The sequence below is a fragment of the Enterococcus sp. AZ163 genome (genome assembly GCF_050498925.1).
In the GTDB taxonomy this organism is placed as follows: Bacteria; Bacillota; Bacilli; order Lactobacillales; family Enterococcaceae; genus Enterococcus_A; species Enterococcus_A ferrettii.
Genome location: NZ_JBIPAO010000001.1, coordinates 966,500 through 987,160 on the forward strand (window position 1 = coordinate 966,500; position 20,661 = coordinate 987,160).

A 20,661-nucleotide genomic window follows, 5' to 3' on the forward strand; every position below is an offset into this window, starting at 1 on the left:
GTTTTCTTGTAGAAATAAATTATAATATTTCTTGTCGCTCACTTATCAACTGAATACATTTTAATTACAAAATCATTATCCGTTGTTTTTGTTATATAATAATTAGGATAAATAAGGAAGATTTTGATTAACTTATTGTAAGGGAGAAGTTCAAATAAGACAAATTTACTGCTTCATTTTGAACAAAAGCTTGATCTGGAGGTGTTTGATTGAGGATTGGATGGAGAAAAATAACGTGCGTTATCATTTTTTGAGAGGGCAAAAGAAAAAAGAGTGGATTCACTCTTTTTTCTTTTGATTATTTGTGATTTGAGTGGAATAGAATAGTAATGGCGAGAAATCCTTCTATTCTTTATTTTGAGCATTCTTTTGTTTAATAAATTCAATATAATTAATGATATCTTCGATTTGTTCCTCAATAATATCTTCATCGATATGGGCGGCAATTAGTTCGGCCGGCTTCAGCTGGTCATCATCAAAATAGGAAATAGACACTCCTAACGCCTTCGATAATTTTTTTACCGTTTCAAGAGTCGGGCCTTTCCTTTGACCGTTTTCAAAACGCGAGATGTTCGAGGCACTTACGCCAGATTTAAGTGCCAGCTGATTCACACCTAATCCCTTCGATTCACGCAGGTCTTTTAATTTTTTTCCGAAGTCCATAAGAAATCCCCTCTCTTCATTATTACTATATAGCCAATTGGCAACAATTACAAAAGGCAATTGTATAATAAATAGTAAAACTATTGCCTTTTGTCAATATTTGATTTATCTTATTGACATAAGGCAACGGAGGTGGACCAATGAAAATTAGACTAAATAAACTGGAATTGGAGCGCATGATGAGGCAAAACGGGGATGATGTTTATTCGTTGGCAGGGAGAATGGAGGTTGCACCCTCAACCATTTATCGGATTTTGAATGGAGATAGAGGTGTTGGGAGTCAATTAATAGCGAAATTGCTGTTGGCATTCGAATTATCTGAAAAAGATTTTGACAAATTGTTTGTTTTGAGTCAATAATTTATTTATAGAATTAAAAAATTTAAATGAGTTTTAGCGTACTTTTCTATGATTGGTTACACGATGTATCCGAGTAATTGCCGCAATAGAGGAAAAGTAAAGACAGGAAGAAGGTATATTGTTGTGAAAGCCGCAGTACTAAATGAATTTAACAGCTTTAACCTGCGTAAAATGAACCGGCCAGCTCCCAGAGGAAGTGAGGTGCTTGTTAAAGTGAAAGCTGTTGGTATTTGTGATTCAGATATTCGTCAAGTGGAAAGCGGAGGAAGGCATAAAACTGCGAAAATCATTGGTCATGAGTTTGCCGGAGTTGTAGAAGAGATCGGAAGTGAGGTTTCATCACTGCAAGTAGGTACCCGAGTAACTGCTGTCCCGTTCATTCCATGTGGTGAGTGCTCAGATTGTCAGAGAGGACATCAGCATTGGTGTGAAGAGGGAAAGAAGCTTGGCACTCATCTTAATGGATGTTTTGCTGAATATGTACTTGTACCTGAAGAAAGCGTACTTCCAATAGGAGAAACAATTGCCTTTGAGGAGGCGGTAATGCTGGAACCAATTGCTGAAATAGTCCATGGCATGGAAAAACTGGCGATCAAAGCAAGTGATACGGTTGCAGTATTTGGACTGAACACCTTTGGTTTATTGAATGTTCAATGGCTGCGCCAAGCGGGGGTAAAAAGAATTATTGGCTTGGATACCGATCGAAACAATTTATGGGAAGCCAAGCTTCATGGCGTGACGGATACCATTGATTTGCTGCGTGATTCGATCGAGGAGCAGATTTCACAGCTGACGGAGGGAAGAGGTGTAGACGTTGCAATCGAATGTATTGGTTTATCTATTGCAGAAGAGCAATGCCTGCTGATTACCAAAAAAGGCGGAACAATAGGATTTTATGGGCAAGCTCCCTCAAATGTAATGCTTCGTCAGCAAGCCTTTACTAATATATTTCTTCGAGAATATACGATAATGGGACTCTCAAGTGCTTACTCCGCTCCTTTTCCTGGAAATGAATGGGAAGCTGCCCTTTCGTTGATTGAGCAAAAAAAACTGGAGCCAGGGACCTTAATTTCTCACCGTTTTACGTTAGATGATATTATGCTGGCTTTTGATTTGGCGAGGAATAAGGATATTGCCAGCTGGCAGGTTTTGCTTGTCCCTAAAACTTAATCATGACAAAAAAGGACAACTACCATGGGCAGTTGTCCTTAAAACTAGTTTTTAGGCTTTTTTTGTCGATTTTTTCCAGTAGATGAAGGCTGCTGCAGCGGCAATCCCTATACCCAACACAATCAAAACATTCGAGGAAGTACTCCCCGTTTTAGGCAGATTTTTCGCCTGAGTGGTAGGGTAGGTTTTTGCTGTGGTCGTTTGTCTGGTATTGTTTACCGGTGTGGTGATTGGTTCTTGTTCGGCCTTCACTTCACCAATCGTAATCACACTAGTGACGGTGGTTTGACCGTCTGTATAAGTTACGCGATATTTTCCTGGCAGTGAACGATCAATCGTATCGATTCCGCCCTTATCATTGTTCTCGGTCGCTAAGCGCAGGCCTTGATTGATGGCCTCCTGCTCAGTCATCACAGTGATTGTTTCTAAATTCGCTTTGCTTAATAATTCGTGCAGATCAATATGATAAACTTCAGCATTAGGTGTAACGTATACATAGTCTGTAGCAATTGAAACTTTCAGCTTGCTTTTATCACCATTATAAGTGGCCAAACTTAACAAGGCCGTTTCATCCAAATATTTACCAACCTCGACTGGATACGTATGATCCTTGACCTCGATTTTTAGTGGTTGAGGCTCTGGGGTTGGAGTAGGAATCGGCTCAGGGATTGTGTCATTTTTGCCTTCAACCTTGAGAACAGCAGTAACTCCAGCTGTTTGAGTTTTTAAAGTAATTGTATATTGACCAGGCAGGGATAGATTAATCTTTGTCAGTTGATTGGATTCATTTGGAGCTGAAACCAAACCTTTTGCAAGAGCATCTTCTTCGGACAAAACACTAATCTTATCTACTGTGGTCACGGCTAATAAACTATTTAAATCATGGTAATAAGCGGTATTGTTCTGAGCAGCATAAACCATCTTAGAAGAAATTTCGATGGAAATATCACTCTTGTCACCTTCGTAGGTTACTTTCTCAAGAAGATCAGCTTTAGTTAAGACCTTATTATTTTCTACTTTATAGGTCAGTTCCTTTAATTCAGGAGCAGCCGGTTGATTCGAACTTTGAGTGACAGGTTCCGCTACATCAGCTGTTGCTAAAACTGGCAGCATCTCGGGAACATTTTCACTAATAAAGAATTTAGCAGGCTCGGCAATTTCGTCAGGCATCTCAACCTTAGGGATTCTTACTTGGTGGCTCCCTTGTTCGTCGGTGTAAGCAACCAGCATACTTTCGTCTTCTGTTAAATGATCAAAGACTTCAGCATCCTCTTTTACTTCGGCGATATAGCCCTGCTGCAATTCCTCTGCTTGTTTCCGCGCTTCTTTGTTTGGCGCGACTACTTTTTCAAGATAGTCTTCTCTGGCTGCGCTTCTTCTTTTTGACGTACTTTCAAAAGGTACCCAATGCCCATTTTCGTACTTGAAGGTATCAATGCCGTCACCGACATCTCTGTTCCAAATACTTGCATCTTCAATTGCCTCGTTTGGTTTTTCTCTAGTGTTGTAGGTTGCCGCTAAGGATGAAGCGGAGCCCGTCAGAAAAAATGAGGCGATAATCAATAAACCAACAAACTTTTTCAATGATTCTCCTCCTTACAGTTTCACATCGTTTCTTCCCGATAAGTTTTTATTAAACAAATAGGGAAGATGCTTTATTCTTCAGTTAATAGTATATACATAAAGACTAATAAATACAAAATAAATTAAAAATAAACAGAAATCCATACATAAAAAGCACCTCTTGATGATTAGAACGATTGCCTAATCATCAAGAGGTGCCCTAATTGTTTAAGTCTAAATTAGCGTTTTACCAAACGGTACCAGTAACAAGGGTCACCTGTACGTCCAGCGATCAGTGTTTCTGAAATGCCATTGTCCTTGTAGTTGCAATGAATGATTCTGCTGTTGCTGGTTGCAACACCGGTATGGCCAAAAGCACCTGCAGAATTGCCTTTTTTACCAGCAATAAAGATATCTCCACGTCTTACTTGGTCTCTTGAAATTGGCATAAGAATTTTGTTCTCCAAAGCAAACAAGCTATCTGTATTCCCAACCCAGGTTCCCATAGGCAGGTAAGTGGCTTCCATTAAAGCATAAAAGACAGCGCTAGAACAATCATAGGAATTTGGACCGTTCCGATTGGTCATGGAGTAGGTTACTTGTCCTTGACGGGCGTAGAACCAGTCCATTAGAATTTCCTGCGGCTGCTTAGTCCCCGCTGAAAACCAAGAGATGCCTTCATTTCTCCAGCCGGAGCGAATCAGTGTATCTCTTTCGTTGGCATCCATTGTGTAATGGTGTGCACCGGCTCCGCGGGTATTAGGATTATAAACACGATAGATTGATACGCCAGTAGCTGGGGTATGCCATGCGATCCCTTCATAACGCCAGCCTGCTCGTTTCAGCATATTAATTTCATTCATGTTCAATGTATAGTGATGTTCGCCAGAATTTGGGTTATAAATTCTGTGTAGCTGATGCCCAGTTGGAGTAACTAGCATACTGACACCTTCATAACGCCAACCCAGGTTGACTAGAAAGTTCCGTTCATTGGCATTCATCGTGTGCAGGTGTTCCCCTGAATTCGGATTGTACACGCGATAGATTTGAATGGTTGCTTGTTCCGCAGCCTTTGCGCTAGCAGGCGCTGCAGCAGCTTTTGCTTGCGCTTTTACTGGTTGAGCTGGAGCTTTTGGAGCTGTCTCTTTGTACTTGTCCGTTGTTGTTTCCGTAGGCTTATTAGCCTCTGTAGAATCAACAGGGTCTGTTTTAGGTTGTTCTTCGGTTTCCTCAACAGGATTTTCTGTTTCAGTTGAAGAATCCTCCTCTGTAGGAGCAGGATCTTTATCCTCAGCAGAAGTATCTTCACCCGGATCAACAGCTGGATCTTTGACCTCGGTCGACGGGTCTTCAATCGGATCAACTACTGGTTCTTCCGTTTGATTGTTCTCACCGGGATCAGTAGCAGGTGGTGTAATGTTACTTTGGTTATCCTCAGGCAAAACTGCGGACTCATCAGGTTTCACAGGAGTCACATCGGCCTGGGGAGTTTCGACTTGAATATATTCTGAACTAGGAGAGGCGGGTGCTTCATCAGCGTAGGCTGTAGTTCCACCAGTCGCCATTCCAACAGCACTTAACAAACCTATAAAAACGATAGGAGCAACCAACCATTGTTTCCCTTTTTTGTACATTTTAAATCGTTTCTTTTCCATCTAATCCCCCTAAATTAAAAAACAATCATTCTATTCTAATTGATATTCTACGTGATTATTTTTGTAACGTAAACAGTTTTCTGCAAGCTTAAGCTTTAAAATTAAGCAAGCGCATTGCAGCGGGCTTTAAAAATTACAAACACACTCAAAGGCTTCTCATGAACCAATGTTTTACTATTAATCTTTCTAATTCTCTGTTCAACCTGTTTATTCTATAGGATAATAAGAAAAACTAGATTATGACGAGGGCTTTATGAATCTAGAACTATTTATTATTGAATGACTATCCTCCAAGGAGAAAATCAATGCCGATGACAAAGAAAATCGGTAATGAAACCAGTGTACCTCAGCCGGTTCAATATGTCAGTTTTGTGAATCCAATCTTGGGCTTTTATCGATTTGGGAAAAGCTGTTTTATACCAGCAATTGCGGTAGTTCCTTTAAAGAGCGGGAGGGGGATTAGACAGGCAGTTTGGCTCTGTTCCAGTCACCTAACGCGGTTTATCAAACAGAGACCCATCAATTGGAAACGACAGCTTATCTGCTGAAAAACAACAGCATTGACCACTGGAAGATGTTTACTTGTCTGTATCGTTGCTCGAACAATAGAGAAACCTGGCAATTTGCAGAATAGCTTTCCCAAATGGAGCATACGGCTGCCCACTTAGCTGCTTAAGTATTCTGTTGTACTGCAAACTGTCGTAAAGTTGCCAAGTGCTGCAAGAAAAGCTGCTTGAACTGCTTGAGCCGGGGCAGCTTCACCGCAAAAGGTCAACGCTTTAGTTGCTGTTGCATCAGAGATGACAATGGGACGAAAGCCAAGCTCGCAAGCGGCTCTGGTGGTAGAGTCTACGCACATGTGGGTCATCATTCCAGTGACGACCAGCTGGTTGACTCCTAGTTCCTTCAAGATTTTTTCCAGCTTGGTTCTATGAAAACTGTTGGGAAACAGCTTCTTGATTAGAATAGATTCAGCACTCAGCTGCAGATCTGAATGCAGCTGGACACCTGTGGTACAAGGCTGAAAGAAAGTCGCATTCTTTTTGAAATTGACGTGCTGAATATAAATAATCGGCCAGCTCTTTTGTTGGAAATATGCCTCTAAAAGGTTAACCTGGTGCAGTGCAGCTTCCGGTTGAGCTAAGGGCATTTTGCCTCTGGAAAAATAATCATTTTGAACATCAATAACGAGTAATCCTTGTTTCATCTGTCTTCTCCTTTGTAGTTGGTACATTTAGTATAGGAAAAAGCAGTGACGCAAGACAGAACCCGGTGAAAAAGAATTCAGGGAAAAACTTTCAACATGAAAAAGGTGAGGGTATGGATCAATTAGATGAAGCAATTTTGCAGATTTTAGCGGCAGACAGCCGTCTTAGCAATAAGGAAATCGGGGAGCAGGTTCACTTAACTGGACAAGCAGTGGGGAATCGGATCACCAAGCTGAAAGAGCAAGGCATGCTTAAAAAGTTTACAGTTGCGATCAATTATTCGGATAAGCAGTTTATTCGTCTGTTTATGAAGTCAGCCAATTTTGCAGCCGTCGAAGCGGCAGTTAATCAATTTAAGGAAGTTGAGGAGTTCTACAAGGTGAGCGGTCAAGCTTGCTATGTAGTGGTTGCTCATTTTACCAAGGATCAGTTGAATCAGTTTGTCGAGGACATTTCTAAATGGGCTCGCTACAGCGTGGAAACTGTACTAATCGACAAAAGAAAATAGATCAAAAGTACGAAGAGACTACTGCTCTTGGTGCTTTTGATCTATTTTTCGCGCTTGTCCGTCACTGCCCTTTTCGCAGGTAGCTTAGAGGTAGCTTAAAGATGGCTTAGCTCCTTCTGCCGAATCAACCGTTCCTTAATCAACTGGACAAAATGATCGGGCTCAACGACCTTCATCCGAGCACCAAAGGAGAGGACATTAATCAATAATTCCGTCTCGTCCTTCTTCTCATAGAAAACCGTCAAGCGATACTGATTATCCCCTAAACGTTCTACCGTTTTGCGATAGTTGGAGAAATGGAAGGTTGCGCGCTCTAAAGCACTTCGTTCGTCGATCAGATGGCAAACAATTTTGCAGAGTCTAGGCGGAGACCAAACCATTCCTTCAATCGAGCTGTCTTTGGCAGGCTCAAGAGACTGGATGTCTGAACAATTAAAGGTCACTGTTTTCCAGCTGCGACCGTTTTTCCGCTTGCCCAGTACGCGAAACTTATTATTTTTTGCCGAGTATTCTAACTTTAAAGGTTGGAAAAGGTGACGGGTTGCTTGCTGCTTGCCTGCAGCCTGATAGTCTAACTGCACTACCTGCTGTTCGTCGATACTTTGCAGCAGCTTGCGAACAATTTGCGCGTATGCGCCAGTAAAGCTGTCCTCGCTGACAAATTGATCAAAGTAATGAATGTCCTGCCAGCTAAACAAAGGCTCACATTCTTCAAGATCAAAGGGCTCGCTGAAGCAGGAAAATTTCTGCTCCTGTTGAATGGCAGCCAACCAAGCTTTTTCCAGCTTCGTTAGGGGAAAAGACTTAGGTGAATGCTTTAAAATGGTATGCTTGTCCTTGGTTAAGTGCCAGCCATCTTTGTCCTCAGTTAAATAGGCAGACATCTCAAAGGGTGTTTCCTTAAACCCATTTTGTTCTAGCAGCTCCTGCTGTTCGTCCGCTGTTTTAGTCTGCAGCAGCTGGGCCATCAACTGGTAATATAAACTGTGAATTTCCGAAAAAAGCTCCATACTATTCCTCCAACCCGTATAAGTGTTTCATCGCGGATACATCCTTCCAAAACTGGTTCTCCCAGGTTCGATTAGGCGAATTGATTTGTACAATTCGTCCGATCCAAGTACGCAGCCAAGGCTCCATGCCTTTGGGATCAATCAAATCAATTGAAAATTCATACAAGGAATCGCCTAGTGGTGTCACGCTCCCCTGGCGTTTTTCCCGGAGCAGCCGCTGATACAAATAAGGCTCAGGCAGGTGCAGTAGAATTCGATAGTTGACTGTTCGGGTCATCGTAAAGGAGCAGTTCCAGGCTGTTTTTTCTGCAGCAGCCAACTTGTCTAAGCCTTGCTGGTAATTTTCTGTCTTACCCAACAGACGACCTTTTTCCAAATAGTCTAAGCGTAAAGAATATAGTTTTCCCGAATGAGTACCTACTAAATACTGACGTCCACTTTCGCAACTGGAATAAACCTTCAACGGTGTCAGGCTCAGCTCCACACCATTAACTTTGGTTAGCTGGACTCTTTGCTGCTGCTTAATTGCTTGCAGCAAAGTAAGCAATAGTTCGCTGTCTAATGTTTGACTGTCATACTTATGTTTAAAGCAAAAGGGAGAGTCTGGATGGGGAATTCGTTTCAACAATAAATCCCCAATTACCCCCATAGGAGCTGTTTCTTTATAAAATTGAATGGCTCGCAGCTGTTGAGGGCTGAAGTTGATTTCTTCCTCTAAAGAGTAAAACCACTGTTTGCCCTCTTTGGTTTTGGATAAAATTCCTAGCTCAGCATACTCATTGAGTTTGTTGCGAATCGTCAGACTGTCGATCAGATAGTCGTCTTCAAAGACCTCCAAGTAGCTGTCCACCTGTTGAACCAGCTCATTTACGGTCAATTTTTTTTGTGAAGCTAGAATATCCAGCAAAACAAAATGCAGAAAAATATCATTTCGAGTAAAAGATTTGGTTTGCCACAAACAGTGCAGCGGATTGTCTGCCTGATTTGCGGGTAAGACTAAGCGATAAATCTTTTTATTGTTAACTGTTTGGACCTCTACATAGTCCTGCAGCAGGCTTTCCAAACGGCGTCGTTCATTGTCGTAGGTTCGCGGGCTGGACAACGTAATTTCTTCTCGACTTTTAAAGCCGTAAATTAAGAATTCTCGTGTGTAGCTGCGCAACGTACTGAATTGCTTTACCAGCTCTTGAAATTTTTTCGCCAATGCCTCTCCACCTCCTGGGACTGATTTATCTTTCATTGTATCAAGTTCGCACCCTTTTTTAAAAGAACTATTTTGAGTGATTGGGTAAGATGAAGACAGTTAAACAACAGGAGGACAAAAAAATGGCAATCATGACAGTAACTTCCAACCATCCGGAATTTACCCAATTAATCAAAAAGCATCCAGAAGGGGGATTGCTGTTGCGAGGTATTCGTAACGGCACTAGCTTTGGTTGGTATGAGACACCACAAACTTATTGCTTGTATTTTCAGGATTATGGTACAGTGCTTTCGTTTCGGTCCACCCGCGAAGAGCAGCAGCATTATCTGAATGTTAAGCAGTATTCTGCACCGCAGGCTTATCTGGCATTAATGACAGAATTCTTAAAGTCTGCGATGAAGGAGCCGGAAGCAGGGAAATCTGACAACCAGCTGACGATTACGATGGTTGAAATAAAAAAGCTCGAGCTTTTTCACTCCCTTCAACGAGTATTGTCAGATTTTGACATTCAGGAGGAGCTGCTGTTAACTGGATTTTATCGGATCACGATAGCAGCGGATTCCCTTTATAAGCTGCTTCATGGGAGCTATATACTTCTCTTATTGCTGGCAAAAGAGAGCAGCACGTTTTTAGATGAGAGTGATACGCTCATTCAGCGCTGCATTCAATCTTTACACGCCATCAAAGCACCTTATTATGTTCGCAATTTATTTGTACGAAAATTTTTGTATAGTAAACAGTCTTTTATTAAGTATCAAGCAGAACTAGAGGCAAACAGCCAGGAGCAGATTTCCTTTACTTACCGCGGGACCAGCTATTCCCGAATCGAGAAGGTAAAAGAACTGCTGGATCTAAACCATGCAATTTTAGATGTTGGCTGTGGTGGAGGTGCGTATTTTCACCTTGCTAAGAAGGTCAATCAGTATATCGGAATTGATATTGATCCAGATGTCTTGGCCTATGCCAAGGAGCGAAGTGAGCGCATGGAGCTAACCAATATCCAGCTATTTGCATCACTTGAAGAGGCCGATGTGCCTGCTTCGATGGACATCTTATTAATGGAAGTCATCGAACATATGTCAAAAGATGAAGCGAAGAAGCTGCTGCAAAAATTACTTCAGCTGCCCTTTCATCAACTGATCCTTTCAACACCCAATAAGGATTTTAATTCCTTTTATGGACTGTCAGCGGATCGAAAACGACACGAGGATCATCAATTTGAGTTTACTGAAGTAGAATTTAAGCAGTGGTTGACGGAAATTGTTGGCAACACTGATACACTTGAATTTTTCACTACCGGTGATCAAGTTAACGGAATTGCCACTACCCAAGGAGCACGGATTAAAAAGGAGCAAACAGCATGAAAATAACCACCCAAGTTCATACGATTTTTCTATTAATTGGGCCGACTGAATCGGGGAAGACAACCTTTACGAAAGAAGTCTTACTGCCCCAGCTGTCCTTCCAAGCAGCCGAAAAAAATTTCCAAACCAATAGTCATCATTTGTCTTCAGATGACATGCGTCGCGAATTGTTGGGGCGAGACTATGACAAATATGCAGCTAGTATGATGGAGGCATCAGGAATTGCCTTTCCCTATCTAAAATCAAAACTGGATTTTTTAACTAGCTATCCTGTGAATGCAGAGTTCGTTGTTGTCGATACCATCGGGTTGGCCGAAGAATTTCGGCAGGAGGTTCGGGAAATTGCTGAGAAAAATCATTACCGCGTAGAAGCAGTAGTCTTCGATTATGCCAGAGAAGAATTCTATGCCTCCGAGCGATCCAAAGTGCTAATTACGAAGCATGTAGACCGCTTAAAAAAAGAGGTACTGCCTAAGCTATCAAAGGAAAACTATGCTGCGGTGCATCGAATTAAACATAAAAATTTTCAAGAGATCACTGTTGAAGTAGAAAATAAGTCTGCGTATCTAGCTACATTACTATCCAACCAAAAAGATTATGCCGTAATTGGTGATGTCCACGAGTCGGTCGCAGATTTAAAAAGATTGGTTTCAAAGCTGGGGTATCAAGTAGACAAAAATAAATTGGAAATTGCCAGCAAGGAGCCGTTGGATTTAATTTTACTGGGCGATTGGATTGATAAAGGGGAACAGACAGCAGAAATGATTGAGTTCCTGTTTCAAAATCGGGCCTATTTTCAATTGATAGTCGGAAATCATGAACATTTTGTATACCAGTATTTAAAAGGGGAAATAAAGGGCGCCGAGCAGACAGTCATTGATCAGCATTTTACTTCGATTCATACCTTAAAAGCTCAGCCGCAGCTTCTGGCAAAATTTAATCAGCTAGTGGAGCAAAGTCAGCCGTTTCTTCGTCGAATTGGCGATGAAAAGCAGTCTTTCATCGTGACCCATGCGCCATGTCACCAACAATTTTTAGGTAAAATGGACAGTGCTGCGCTGCGCAATCAGCGAAACTTCCGCTTGAATCGTGACAAGCCGGTGCAGGAGCAGCTGCAATGGTTGGAAGAAGAAAGTATGTATAATTTGCCCATTCACATTTTTGGCCATATTGCTGCTAAAGATATTTTCCGGGTGAAAAATAAATATGGGATCGATACAGGGACTGTTTATGGCAACAAGCTAAGTGCTCTTAAAATTTTTGCTAAAGGCAATGCAAAAACAGCGGTAGGTTCTATCAATGAACAAACTGAAGAGCTGCCAGTTCTTTTCGGTCGTCCCAAACTACAATCATGGGAAAGATTGACTGAAAAGGAACAAAAAAGAGTGCTGCGTATGGCTAATAATCAGGTGCAGTATCTCTCAGGAACAATGGCGCCTGCAGCAGCAAACAGCGAACAAAATGATCTGGAATCTTTGCAAGAAGCACTGGCTTATTATCGTCAGCAAGGCGTGCAACAAGTTGTACTGGAGCCAAAATATATGGGATCCAGAGCCAACGTTTATCTTCATGAAAAGCTAGAGGACTGCTATGCAATTTCGCGCAAGGGCTACAAGATTCATCTACCCGAAATGGGTCAGGTTTTTGCCCAGTTGCAGCAGCAATTTGCTTCGTATATGAAAAAAAATCAAATAAAAATGCTTCTATTAGATGGAGAACTGCTGCCATGGCGTGCCTTAGGCGAAAATCTAATCGACCAAGAATATTGGCCAGTAGCCAAAGGAATTGAGGGTGAACTGGATTTTCTAAAGAGCAGTCAATTCTCAGAACACTTCCAGCAGCTGACAGCCAAGCTAAACGCCTCTGACTTTACGGCTGACAGTTATCATTTATCAAAAAAACAGCTGACTGAAAAGTACGGGGAACATGCTGCCAGACAATTTCGTGAATTATTGAAGGTATTGCCCAACCAAGTTTCGTTTGCTGAACAGGAAGAGGCCCTGCACCTGTATCAACAACAAATTGAGTTGTACGGTAAAGATGCGCCACTGAGCTTCAAAGCCTTTGATCTGTTGAAGGTTGTGTATCAAGATAGAGAAGAGGTTGTCAACAAGCCTACTTCAGAAATTTATCAGCTTCTAAATAGAGACCAATTTTTACTGCTGGATCTAACAGCAGCCAATGCCGAAGAACAAGCTCAAAGCTATTTTGATCAAATGACGCTGGAGCAGCAAATGGAAGGTATCGTAATTAAGCCGGAAACGCAGAAGAAGGGAGCGGCTCCTTTCTTAAAGGTTCGAAATAAAGCCTATCTAACACTAATCTATGGTTTTACTTATCACAGCGCCCATTATTATCAAAAGCTGATTAAGGGGAAAAATATTTCCCATAAGCTGCGAACCTCGATCAAGGAATATGAGCTGGCTCGAGAACTCTTGCAGCTGCCAAAAGCTGAGCTGACAAAGGAAAACACAGAATACCTGAATCTTTTAGCCAATCTTTTGTTTGAGATGGAGAAGGAATCAGCCTTCGATCCAAGACTATAAATTATAAATAAGGGAGGAAAGAAAATGGAACAAAAAATTCAACAAGCTCTGCGTAGAATTGAACAGCAGGAACAGCTTGATATCTTATACGCTGTTGAAAGCGGCAGTCGTGCATGGGGATTTCCCTCCAAAGACAGCGATTTTGATGTGCGATTCATTTATCGACGTCCCAAAAATTGGTACTTAAAACTGGAAAAGACAGCAGACCATTTGGAAATCCCCATTAGTGATCAGTTGGATATTTGCGGCTGGGATTTAGATAAAACCTTAAAGCTGCTGCAAAAAAGCAATCCGGCTTTATTGGAGTGGTTGAACTCGCCGTTAGTTTATTGCGAAAACCCACAATTCATTGCTGAACTTCGGCAATTGAGTGAAGAAAATCTCAACGAACAACGTTTGATTTATCATTACTTGCATATGGCAGAGGGCAACTATCGAGAGTATTTGAAAAAGGAGCAGGTGCGGATCAAGAAATATTTTTATGTTTTGCGTCCAGTATTGGCTTGTATGTGGATTCAGACGTATCATCAGCGGCCGCCAGTTTTATTTGAAGAGCTGCTGACACTGCTTGATTTACCTGCAGACTTGCTGCAGATCATAAATGACCTGCTTGCTAGAAAGAAACAGGGGGATGAGCTGGATTTGGAAACCTGTATTCCTCAGTTGAATCAATTTTTAGAAGAAAAGCTGACCTTCTTTAGTGCCTATGTGCAGGGGTTGGATAAAGGCCCAGCCATCTCTTCAGATAAGCTCAATGCTTTCTTTTTAAGCTGGCTGAAAGCATAAAAAGGAGAAGCGCTGTATACTAAAGCAGCGTTTCTCCTTTTTCAACTAATCCGAGCTAAAAAGCGTTGCGTACGTTCTTCCTTTGGTGCCGCAAAGAATTCCTCAGGGGGTCCCTCTTCAATGATTCGACCTTCATCCATAAAAACTACATGGCTGGCAATGTCACGAGCAAAGCCCATTTCATGAGTAACTACCACCATCGTGATGCCTTCTTCCGCCAGCTGACGCATCACCTGCAGTACATCGCCGATCAATTCGGGATCCAATGCCGAAGTCGGTTCATCAAACAACAACACATCCGGCTTTACAGCAATTGCTCGCGCGATTCCGATCCGCTGCTGCTGCCCACCAGATAATTCATGAGGATAGTAATTTTCATGACTAGACAATCCCACTTTGGCGATGGCTTCGTGGGCAGTTTTCAAAGCCTCCGCTTTAGGAATCTTACGTGCGATAATTAAGCCCTCTAAGACATTTTCCAAAGCGGTTTTATTGGCAAACAGATTGTAGTGTTGAAAAACAAAGGCAGTTTTTTTCCGGAGGGTTAAAATTTCTTTATTGGAAATTTTGGCTAAGTCATAAGCATTGTCGGCAAGTGATAATTCACCGCTGTCCGCCTTCTCTAAGCCGTTTAGACAACGCAAGAAGGTAGTTTTTCCTGATCCGCTAGGGCCGAGGATAACGATGACATCTCCTTGATTTACCTGCAAACTAACGTCTTTTAAAACTGATTGCTGCTGAAAGCTTTTGTGAATATGAGTAGCGTTTAGCATGGGAAAGCTCCTTTCGAACGTTTTTACTAGTACGTTGGGAATTTCGATGCTGGAGCAACGAAAACACGCCTTGAATTGCTCCGCATAGCAGTAAATACACAACAAAGATGACAAAATAAGCCTCAAAATAATGGTAACCATAAGCAGCCTGTACGCGGGCGATAGCGGTAATATCCTGCACCGTCATGACAAAGACCAAAGAGGTCCCTTTGACTAAGTTAATCATCAGGTTGCATAAATTCGGCAATGCCGAAACCAAAGCTTGAGGAAAAATAATCCGCCGGTAGGTTTGAAAATTACTTAGGCCAATGGCCTGACCGGCTTCCAGTTGGCCTCTGTTTACGGTCATTAAGGCCGAACGAAATACTTCCGATAAGCTGGCAGTGGTTAAAAAGCCAAAAACGATAAAGGCATAGAAAATTGGATTAAAGTCAAAGACATTTACCGAGCTTCCAATCCGCTGCATGAAAACATTTAAGACACTAGGCAGCAAGCTGTAAAAGAATAAAATCAGTAAAATCGGCGGTGTCGCCCGCACAAAAGCGAGGTAAACCATGGAAAAACCAGTTATTCCTTTAACCCTGTGGATTCGTGCCAAGGCAAGCAGTAAAGCTGGCAAAAAACTCAGAGCAAAGGCTACTGCCATAATAGCCAAAGTAGTAGGAACCCCTCTTAAGGTTAAGAAAAAGGTTTCGATGATAAATTGCCAATCCATTTCATTCACTCCCTCTTTATATCAAGGCAATCATTTTTCCTTGAAAAATCAGTTTGGTGCTCAGACTGGATACCCTTCCTCTTAACTCGCATGCTTCGTTTGATTTATTTTCTGTGGAAACGAAGCTGGGAATAGTGGAACTAGTATCCTTTAGGTGTCAGAAGGTGTTCAGCAGCTTGAGTGGCTAAGGTCAGTACGAAAGCCAAGCCCCAATAAATAATCGCAGCCGCTGTATAAGTTTCCAGCGAAAAGTTGCCGAAGTTGCGATTAATCAAAAGGTTTGCACCGCCTAACACATCAATTAAGCCGATGGTGTAGGCCAAAGCGGCATCCTTCATCAAATTAAGTAAAGCAGTAGAAAAGTTGGGCAAAGCAATACGGGCTGCCTGCGGCAATAAGATACGATAAAATGTTTGAAAAGGGGACAGCCCAATACTCAATCCGGCTTCCAGTTGTCCTTTAGGTACCGACAAGTAGGCCGAAGTAAAGACTTTGGAAATAATAGCTGCAAACAATAAAGTCATGGCGATTATCACGAAGACTCCCCGAGACCAGCGATCGCTTTGGATACCCAGCCACCAATTAAGGAAGCGGGGAAAGCCATAAAAAACGATAAACAATAGGACAATCGGCGGTGTACAACGCAGAACAAAAACATAGCTCTCCGCAATTTTTCTCAAATAGTTATCTGAAGCAAGCAGCCCCCAGGCGACGATTCCGCCTAGAAGTGTTCCTAAAAGAACCGTAATGCCTACAACTGCCAGCGTAACGGGTAAATACGTCAGCAGCTTAGGCAGCACCTGAAGGATATGTGCCGGATCAAAAGAGACCATCGAATTCCTCCTTAGTCATTCTTGTCAATAAATTGAAAAACATCTTCACCAAAATATTTTTTCGACAGCGCTTGAAGAGTACCATCGGCTTCTAATTCACGAATTGCTCCTTCGTAAGCTTTAGCAAATTCCTTATTCTGTTCATTACGATGCACTAGCGGGTAAGTTGGAATTCCTTTGTAAGGAACATAAGTGAGCTGATCAGCATATTGATGATAAGCCCCTTCTTCATTTTGAATCGCCTCCTCATAGGAAAGCTTGATATCAAAAAAGGCGTCATACCGTTTCTCTAGTACCCAGGCATAGGCATCAGCTACGTTAAAGGCTTCTGCAGCTGTTAACTGGATTGGTTGATCGGTATGTTCTTTGTTGTATTCCTCAATCACATTCCATTGCGCATTTTGTGGGGAGATCGGGACTAGTTTGCCTCCTGTTTTTGCAAACGAGTCAATATCTGTGATGGTTCCAGCATCTTCTTTACGAATGGTAAAACCAATGATACTGGCGCCGATCTTTTCTTCCGGCAGAATAAATTTTTTCGCCCGTTCAGCGGTGTACCAAGCACCCTTAACCCCCACGTCATATTTTCCTGACTCTAATCCAATGAGCAAATCATCGTCACTAGTACCAGTGTATTCCAGCTTATACTGGGGGAGTTTTTTATCGACGGCCTTTAATACCTGAACTTCATACCCATCGGATTCGCCGTTTTCATTAATGAAATCATAAGGAACGTAATTTTGAGTGTGGGCGACTTTGATGGTTGTCACCTGTTCATCGGCGGCTTCCTGCTGGTTGCTTTGCCTGACCCAGAAGGTCCCTCCGGCCAGTACCAAGATGATTCCTAAACCAATAACTAGTTTTTTCATTTTGCTGCCTCCTTGTTCATATGATGGGACGTATTTTTCATAGAAGAATACGTTTGATGTTAACGCTGAATACTATTTTACTGATAAGTAACTTCCCGAACCCATTGCAAATGCTCCAGTGGAGTATCGCTGGGTACTGTGCAATCTGCTCCTAGAATGATACCAACTTCACCGGCTTCTTCCAGCAAAGCTTGCGTTGCTTGTTGAATGTCCGTTTGATTCCCATGGTAAAGGATACTGTTCGCTGTATTATCAAATCCGCCAATTACTGTTCGGTCAAATAAGTTCTTTCCTTCAATTAAGGAAACCTGCTCAGGACCAACAGCCCAATTGACAGCTGCGGAAGGATAATCTTTATAAAGGGACAGATCATTTGTAGCTCCTTCGTATCCGCAAATATGCAGGATGTTGTTGGCTGAGCTTCGATTGGCTGCCTCAAGAACAATTAAGTCGGAGCTGCGAATAAATCGTGCGTAAATGTCAGAAGAAATTCGCTGATCCTGCACATTTTGGACACTTAAGTAAATTCCGTCAATATCGGTTTGACTCAAAACAGCCGTTACCAAGTGTGAGATGTCTTCGGCAATCACATTTAATACGTGCTGTGTCAGTTCAGGATTCTCTAGCAAGAATTCTGCAAACTGAGCTTCACCTCCAGGCAGCTGCCATTTAAAGTAGGTAGCTGGTGCAAAAATATTGTAAAAAGCTGCAATATCCTCTAAAAAGTGCTTCTTTTGTTCCTTTACTAATGCCACCTGCTGCTGAATCCAAGGATGCTCCTTGCCAATCGATTGAATGTCCTTCAAGTCATCAATTGTTCTAGCTTGGGCAATTTGTTCATTAGGGTAATAAAAGAACCCATCGCTCATTAATTTGACAAAGTCTGGTTGGAACTCAGCGATAAATGTTTGATGACCTGCAATGTTTCGTTCGATTATTTCAGGAATCGGCTGTCGAAGCTCCTCTTCATTAGTAATAAAATGAAACCAAAAACCAACCGGAACTCTTTCCACTTTTTGTTGATGCAGTGCACGTAAAACCAACTCTCTTTTTGACATGTAAACACTCCTTTTTTTGTTTTGAAATTGATGCAAGTAATGGACAGATTGTGACAAGGACAGGGCAAATAGCTTCTTAGGGTTAATGGACTTGTGAATGTTTTCTCAACTAAACCAAAGAAAAAAGGACTTGATTCGGCATCAAGTCCTTTAGTGCACCATTTAGAATGAGCTTCATTCCTTTAAGGGTACGCTAAAGAACACGGCATGCATTGACAAGCCATGTTCTTTGATTCAGTTGTCATTACAGAACTAGTGACTGTTAACATACGTGTTCTCCTCCTTGTTTTAACTTTTTCTAACTATACCAAGAGAAAGGTCATTTGGATAATTGTTGTTATTGATGGTCAGCCATTGGATTTTTCAATAGATACAATGGACTGGTCTACGGCGTTTTGAACTTCTTCGATGAAAAGCTCAGCCATTTCACTCAGGGAGCGCTGTTGATGATAAACAACGCCTAAGGTATGAATATCGGAATCGGCTAAAGGAATCAAAGCAATTTGTTCCTTGGCGAAGCCTTCTACAATGCCCAAACCGGAGGCGTAAGCATCTGAGCCGCACAACAGATTCAACAGAGTACCGCGATCATTGGCATAAATCACAGCTTGTTCCGTAGGGATTTCCAGAGGATCCTCTTCAAAATGAGAAAATTCATATTCCTCCTGGTTGAAACGAATTTGTGGATAGTCAGCCAAATCCTGAACGGTAATCTGTACTTTGTCAGCCAATGGGTGGTCTTTGCGCAGGAAAATCTGAGTGACAAATTTTCCTAAAGGCTGAAAGGTTAACTGTTCTTGTGCAAAATGCCGTTCTAAAGAACGTTTATTTGTCGGTGTTAGGTATAGGATTCCCAATTCACTGCGAAAGCTTTGCAAGCCTTCAATAATCTTTTGAGTCGTTGTCTCAATTAAATGAAAGTGCTGGCATTCGGTTTGAAACTGTTGAAAGACAGTTAAAAAAGGTTGCGATAAAAAATCATAATGCTGAGCGGCTACGATAAAATCTTTTTTCTTATTCGGCTGATATTGATTCTCCAATAATTCGACCTGAGCCAAAATCCGGCGTGCGGCCACTAAAAACTCGCTGCCATCTTCAGTTAAGCGAGTACCTGATTTAGATCGATGAAACAAACGGATACCTAGAGAGGTCTCCAACTCTTTAATGGCAGTAGAAAGACTAGACTGGGTAACAAATAGATCCTTTGCGGCTTGACTAAAGCTGCCTGCTTCAGCAATTGCCACGGCATAACGGCATTGTTGAAAATTCATAATAAGACTCCCTTTCTGGGTAAAAGAAAAGGGGACTTGATTTCCATCAAGTCCCCTGGCTGGATCGCCTATGGCAATCTAAACGTACGCCAAAGAACACGATGCGCATCGACACATCATGTTCTGACAGTTCATGGGAAAGAAACGGGTTGGCCGATTGATACGCATCACATCCACTCCTTTGTTAAAATATTATGAATAAGAATAGCATATTTTTAATGATAGTCAAATAAAATAAGGTTAAGCAGAACCAAAAGGCTATGCATTATTTTGCAATATTTTGCATATTTATGTTGAAAAAGAATGCAAAAGGTGGTATGGTAGGAAAGAAGGAGAGAACAACAATGTTGATAGAAGAGCGGTTGAGTAAAATTAAGAGCATTTTGGAGCAGCAAAAGAGTGCATCTCTGGAAGCTTTGGCTGAAGAGCTAGCAGTTTCTAAAGATACCATTCGGCGCGATTTAATTAAGCTAGAACAAAAAAATATCGTCAAGCGAATTCATGGTGGCGCCATGTTGGTTAGTCGAGATGCATTGATCTTTGACTATCAGGAAAGATCCAGTCGTGATCAGCAGCTTAAAAATCAAATGGGACGGTTGGCAGCTGAGCAAATCGCAAACAATTCCTCACTGATTTTGGATTCATCTACTACTGTTGAGGCGACAATCCCTTATTTAGAAGGGAAAGGGCTATTAGCAATTACTAACTCTTTGACCCATGCAACCTTGCTGGCTCAGCTGGACAACAATGAAATCAGTATTTTGCCCGGTAAGCTTCATAAGCAGCAGCTCTTTATTTACGGAGCAGAAACGGTCCAGAAAATCAGCGAATACTCGGTGGATTATACTTTGTTAGGGGTTTTTGCAATCAATTCAGAAGGTATGTTTATCCATACGGAGGAAGAAGGACTGGTTAAACGTCAGATGATTCGTCAAAGTAAAAAGGTCATTGCTCTAGCCGATCACACCAAACTTGGAACCACGGGACTGTTCAAGATTTGTGGACTAAGTGAAATTGATGTTTTGGTAACCGATCAAGCGCCTGCAGCTGAATTTATCACTGCTTTAGCAGAAAACAATGTTGAACTAATTATTCCTTAAGGAGAA

General features: G+C 41.8%; 20 protein-coding genes. 8 read left to right on the forward strand and 12 right to left on the reverse strand.

The window, feature by feature from the left end; genetic code table 11:
* Positions 1-345: 345 nt before the first annotated feature.
* Entirely contained in the window at positions 346-663 is a 318-nt protein-coding gene (locus IGI46_RS04740; protein ID WP_207701354.1) for a helix-turn-helix domain-containing protein, read from the reverse strand.
* 140 nt (positions 664-803) lie between these two features.
* Between IGI46_RS04740 and IGI46_RS04745 the strand changes: the two genes are divergently transcribed.
* Together IGI46_RS04745 and IGI46_RS04750 are read left to right on the forward strand one after the other, a co-directional pair.
* A complete protein-coding gene (locus IGI46_RS04745; protein WP_207701355.1) occupies positions 804-1,022 on the forward strand; it encodes a transcriptional regulator in 219 nt (72 codons plus the stop codon).
* Positions 1,023-1,145: 123 nt separating this feature from the next.
* Complete coding sequence (locus tag IGI46_RS04750; protein WP_429962292.1) at positions 1,146-2,192, forward strand: galactitol-1-phosphate 5-dehydrogenase; 1,047 nt, start codon at positions 1,146-1,148, stop codon at positions 2,190-2,192.
* Between the two features lie 51 nt (positions 2,193-2,243).
* Here the strand turns inward: IGI46_RS04750 and IGI46_RS04755 are convergent, their stop codons facing one another.
* Together IGI46_RS04755 and IGI46_RS04760 are read right to left on the reverse strand one after the other, a co-directional pair.
* Complete coding sequence (locus tag IGI46_RS04755) at positions 2,244-3,776, reverse strand: LPXTG cell wall anchor domain-containing protein (protein ID WP_429962293.1); 1,533 nt, start codon at positions 3,774-3,776, stop codon at positions 2,244-2,246.
* A 218-nt stretch (positions 3,777-3,994) separates the two neighbouring features.
* On the reverse strand, positions 3,995-5,410 hold the full coding sequence (locus IGI46_RS04760; RefSeq protein WP_429973023.1) for a peptidoglycan amidohydrolase family protein: 1,416 nt from the start codon (positions 5,408-5,410) through the stop codon (positions 3,995-3,997).
* A gap of 305 nt (positions 5,411-5,715) precedes the next feature.
* Here IGI46_RS04760 and IGI46_RS04765 point away from each other — a divergent pair, with 305 nt between their 5' ends.
* On the forward strand, positions 5,716-5,958 hold the full coding sequence (locus tag IGI46_RS04765) for a hypothetical protein (RefSeq protein ID WP_429962295.1): 243 nt from the start codon (positions 5,716-5,718) through the stop codon (positions 5,956-5,958).
* Between the two features lie 116 nt (positions 5,959-6,074).
* Here the strand turns inward: IGI46_RS04765 and IGI46_RS04770 are convergent, their stop codons facing one another.
* Positions 6,075-6,617, reverse strand: coding sequence for a cysteine hydrolase family protein (locus tag IGI46_RS04770; protein ID WP_429962296.1), 543 nt, complete (start codon positions 6,615-6,617; stop codon positions 6,075-6,077).
* 113 nt (positions 6,618-6,730) lie between these two features.
* Here IGI46_RS04770 and IGI46_RS04775 point away from each other — a divergent pair, with 113 nt between their 5' ends.
* Positions 6,731-7,126, forward strand: a complete 396-nt coding sequence (locus tag IGI46_RS04775; protein WP_429962297.1) for an Lrp/AsnC family transcriptional regulator — start codon at positions 6,731-6,733, stop codon at positions 7,124-7,126.
* A gap of 95 nt (positions 7,127-7,221) precedes the next feature.
* Here the strand turns inward: IGI46_RS04775 and IGI46_RS04780 are convergent, their stop codons facing one another.
* Positions 7,222-8,136: a WYL domain-containing protein gene (locus tag IGI46_RS04780; protein WP_429962298.1), complete on the reverse strand. Its 915-nt coding sequence runs from the start codon at positions 8,134-8,136 to the stop codon at positions 7,222-7,224.
* A 1-nt stretch (position 8,137) separates the two neighbouring features.
* Positions 8,138-9,340, reverse strand: a complete 1,203-nt coding sequence (locus IGI46_RS04785) for a WYL domain-containing protein (protein ID WP_429962299.1) — start codon at positions 9,338-9,340, stop codon at positions 8,138-8,140.
* Positions 9,341-9,462: 122 nt separating this feature from the next.
* On the opposite strand from IGI46_RS04785, the gene IGI46_RS04790 reads away from it, so the two are divergent.
* The 3 genes from IGI46_RS04790 to IGI46_RS04800 are packed head-to-tail and all read left to right on the forward strand — an operon-like array spanning position 9,463 to position 14,036.
* On the forward strand, positions 9,463-10,704 hold the full coding sequence (locus IGI46_RS04790; protein WP_429962300.1) for a class I SAM-dependent methyltransferase: 1,242 nt from the start codon (positions 9,463-9,465) through the stop codon (positions 10,702-10,704).
* Positions 10,701-13,250 carry a metallophosphoesterase gene (locus tag IGI46_RS04795; protein WP_429962301.1) on the forward strand — a complete coding sequence of 850 codons (2,550 nt, stop codon included), beginning with the start codon at positions 10,701-10,703 and terminating at the stop codon, positions 13,248-13,250. Before IGI46_RS04790 ends, IGI46_RS04795 begins: the two co-directional genes overlap by 4 nt.
* 24 nt (positions 13,251-13,274) lie before the next feature.
* Positions 13,275-14,036: a nucleotidyltransferase domain-containing protein gene (locus IGI46_RS04800; protein WP_429962302.1), complete on the forward strand. Its 762-nt coding sequence runs from the start codon at positions 13,275-13,277 to the stop codon at positions 14,034-14,036.
* A 41-nt stretch (positions 14,037-14,077) separates the two neighbouring features.
* On the opposite strand, the gene IGI46_RS04805 is transcribed toward IGI46_RS04800, so the two are convergent.
* From IGI46_RS04805 to IGI46_RS04830, 6 genes are all read right to left on the reverse strand, one after another.
* Complete coding sequence (locus IGI46_RS04805; RefSeq protein WP_429962303.1) at positions 14,078-14,809, reverse strand: amino acid ABC transporter ATP-binding protein; 732 nt, start codon at positions 14,807-14,809, stop codon at positions 14,078-14,080.
* Positions 14,748-15,524 (reverse strand): amino acid ABC transporter permease, encoded by a 777-nt coding sequence (locus IGI46_RS04810; protein ID WP_207701367.1) that lies wholly within the window; start codon positions 15,522-15,524, stop codon positions 14,748-14,750. The genes IGI46_RS04805 and IGI46_RS04810 overlap by 62 nt, the downstream gene beginning before the upstream one ends.
* A gap of 140 nt (positions 15,525-15,664) precedes the next feature.
* Positions 15,665-16,357: an amino acid ABC transporter permease gene (locus IGI46_RS04815; protein WP_429962304.1), complete on the reverse strand. Its 693-nt coding sequence runs from the start codon at positions 16,355-16,357 to the stop codon at positions 15,665-15,667.
* An 11-nt stretch (positions 16,358-16,368) separates the two neighbouring features.
* On the reverse strand, positions 16,369-17,226 hold the full coding sequence (locus tag IGI46_RS04820; RefSeq protein WP_429962305.1) for a transporter substrate-binding domain-containing protein: 858 nt from the start codon (positions 17,224-17,226) through the stop codon (positions 16,369-16,371).
* Between the two features lie 77 nt (positions 17,227-17,303).
* Complete coding sequence (locus tag IGI46_RS04825; RefSeq protein WP_429962306.1) at positions 17,304-18,284, reverse strand: uroporphyrinogen decarboxylase family protein; 981 nt, start codon at positions 18,282-18,284, stop codon at positions 17,304-17,306.
* 347 nt (positions 18,285-18,631) lie between these two features.
* Positions 18,632-19,555 (reverse strand): LysR family transcriptional regulator, encoded by a 924-nt coding sequence (locus IGI46_RS04830; RefSeq protein WP_429962307.1) that lies wholly within the window; start codon positions 19,553-19,555, stop codon positions 18,632-18,634.
* 344 nt (positions 19,556-19,899) lie between these two features.
* On the opposite strand from IGI46_RS04830, the gene IGI46_RS04835 reads away from it, so the two are divergent.
* Entirely contained in the window at positions 19,900-20,655 is a 756-nt protein-coding gene (locus IGI46_RS04835) for a DeoR/GlpR family DNA-binding transcription regulator (RefSeq protein WP_429962308.1), read from the forward strand.
* Positions 20,656-20,661 lie beyond the last annotated feature (6 nt).

Bases quoted from the DNA above. Each gene is read 5' to 3' on its own strand.
- IGI46_RS04740 (WP_207701354.1), bottom strand. From the start codon at position 663: ATGGACTTCGGAAAAAAATTAAAAGACCTGCGTGAATCGAAGGGATTA.
- IGI46_RS04745 (WP_207701355.1), top strand. From the start codon at position 804: ATGAAAATTAGACTAAATAAACTGGAATTGGAGCGCATGATGAGGCAA.
- IGI46_RS04760 (WP_429973023.1), bottom strand. From the start codon at position 5,410: ATGGAAAAGAAACGATTTAAAATGTACAAAAAAGGGAAACAATGGTTG.
- IGI46_RS04765 (WP_429962295.1), top strand. From the start codon at position 5,716: ATGCCGATGACAAAGAAAATCGGTAATGAAACCAGTGTACCTCAGCCG.
- IGI46_RS04770 (WP_429962296.1), bottom strand. From the start codon at position 6,617: ATGAAACAAGGATTACTCGTTATTGATGTTCAAAATGATTATTTTTCC.
- IGI46_RS04775 (WP_429962297.1), top strand. From the start codon at position 6,731: ATGGATCAATTAGATGAAGCAATTTTGCAGATTTTAGCGGCAGACAGC.
- IGI46_RS04780 (WP_429962298.1), bottom strand. From the start codon at position 8,136: ATGGAGCTTTTTTCGGAAATTCACAGTTTATATTACCAGTTGATGGCC.
- IGI46_RS04790 (WP_429962300.1), top strand. From the start codon at position 9,463: ATGGCAATCATGACAGTAACTTCCAACCATCCGGAATTTACCCAATTA.
- IGI46_RS04795 (WP_429962301.1), top strand. From the start codon at position 10,701: ATGAAAATAACCACCCAAGTTCATACGATTTTTCTATTAATTGGGCCG.
- IGI46_RS04800 (WP_429962302.1), top strand. From the start codon at position 13,275: ATGGAACAAAAAATTCAACAAGCTCTGCGTAGAATTGAACAGCAGGAA.
- IGI46_RS04805 (WP_429962303.1), bottom strand. From the start codon at position 14,809: ATGCTAAACGCTACTCATATTCACAAAAGCTTTCAGCAGCAATCAGTT.
- IGI46_RS04810 (WP_207701367.1), bottom strand. From the start codon at position 15,524: ATGGATTGGCAATTTATCATCGAAACCTTTTTCTTAACCTTAAGAGGG.
- IGI46_RS04815 (WP_429962304.1), bottom strand. From the start codon at position 16,357: ATGGTCTCTTTTGATCCGGCACATATCCTTCAGGTGCTGCCTAAGCTG.
- IGI46_RS04820 (WP_429962305.1), bottom strand. From the start codon at position 17,226: ATGAAAAAACTAGTTATTGGTTTAGGAATCATCTTGGTACTGGCCGGA.
- IGI46_RS04825 (WP_429962306.1), bottom strand. From the start codon at position 18,284: ATGTCAAAAAGAGAGTTGGTTTTACGTGCACTGCATCAACAAAAAGTG.
- IGI46_RS04830 (WP_429962307.1), bottom strand. From the start codon at position 19,555: ATGAATTTTCAACAATGCCGTTATGCCGTGGCAATTGCTGAAGCAGGC.
- IGI46_RS04835 (WP_429962308.1), top strand. From the start codon at position 19,900: ATGTTGATAGAAGAGCGGTTGAGTAAAATTAAGAGCATTTTGGAGCAG.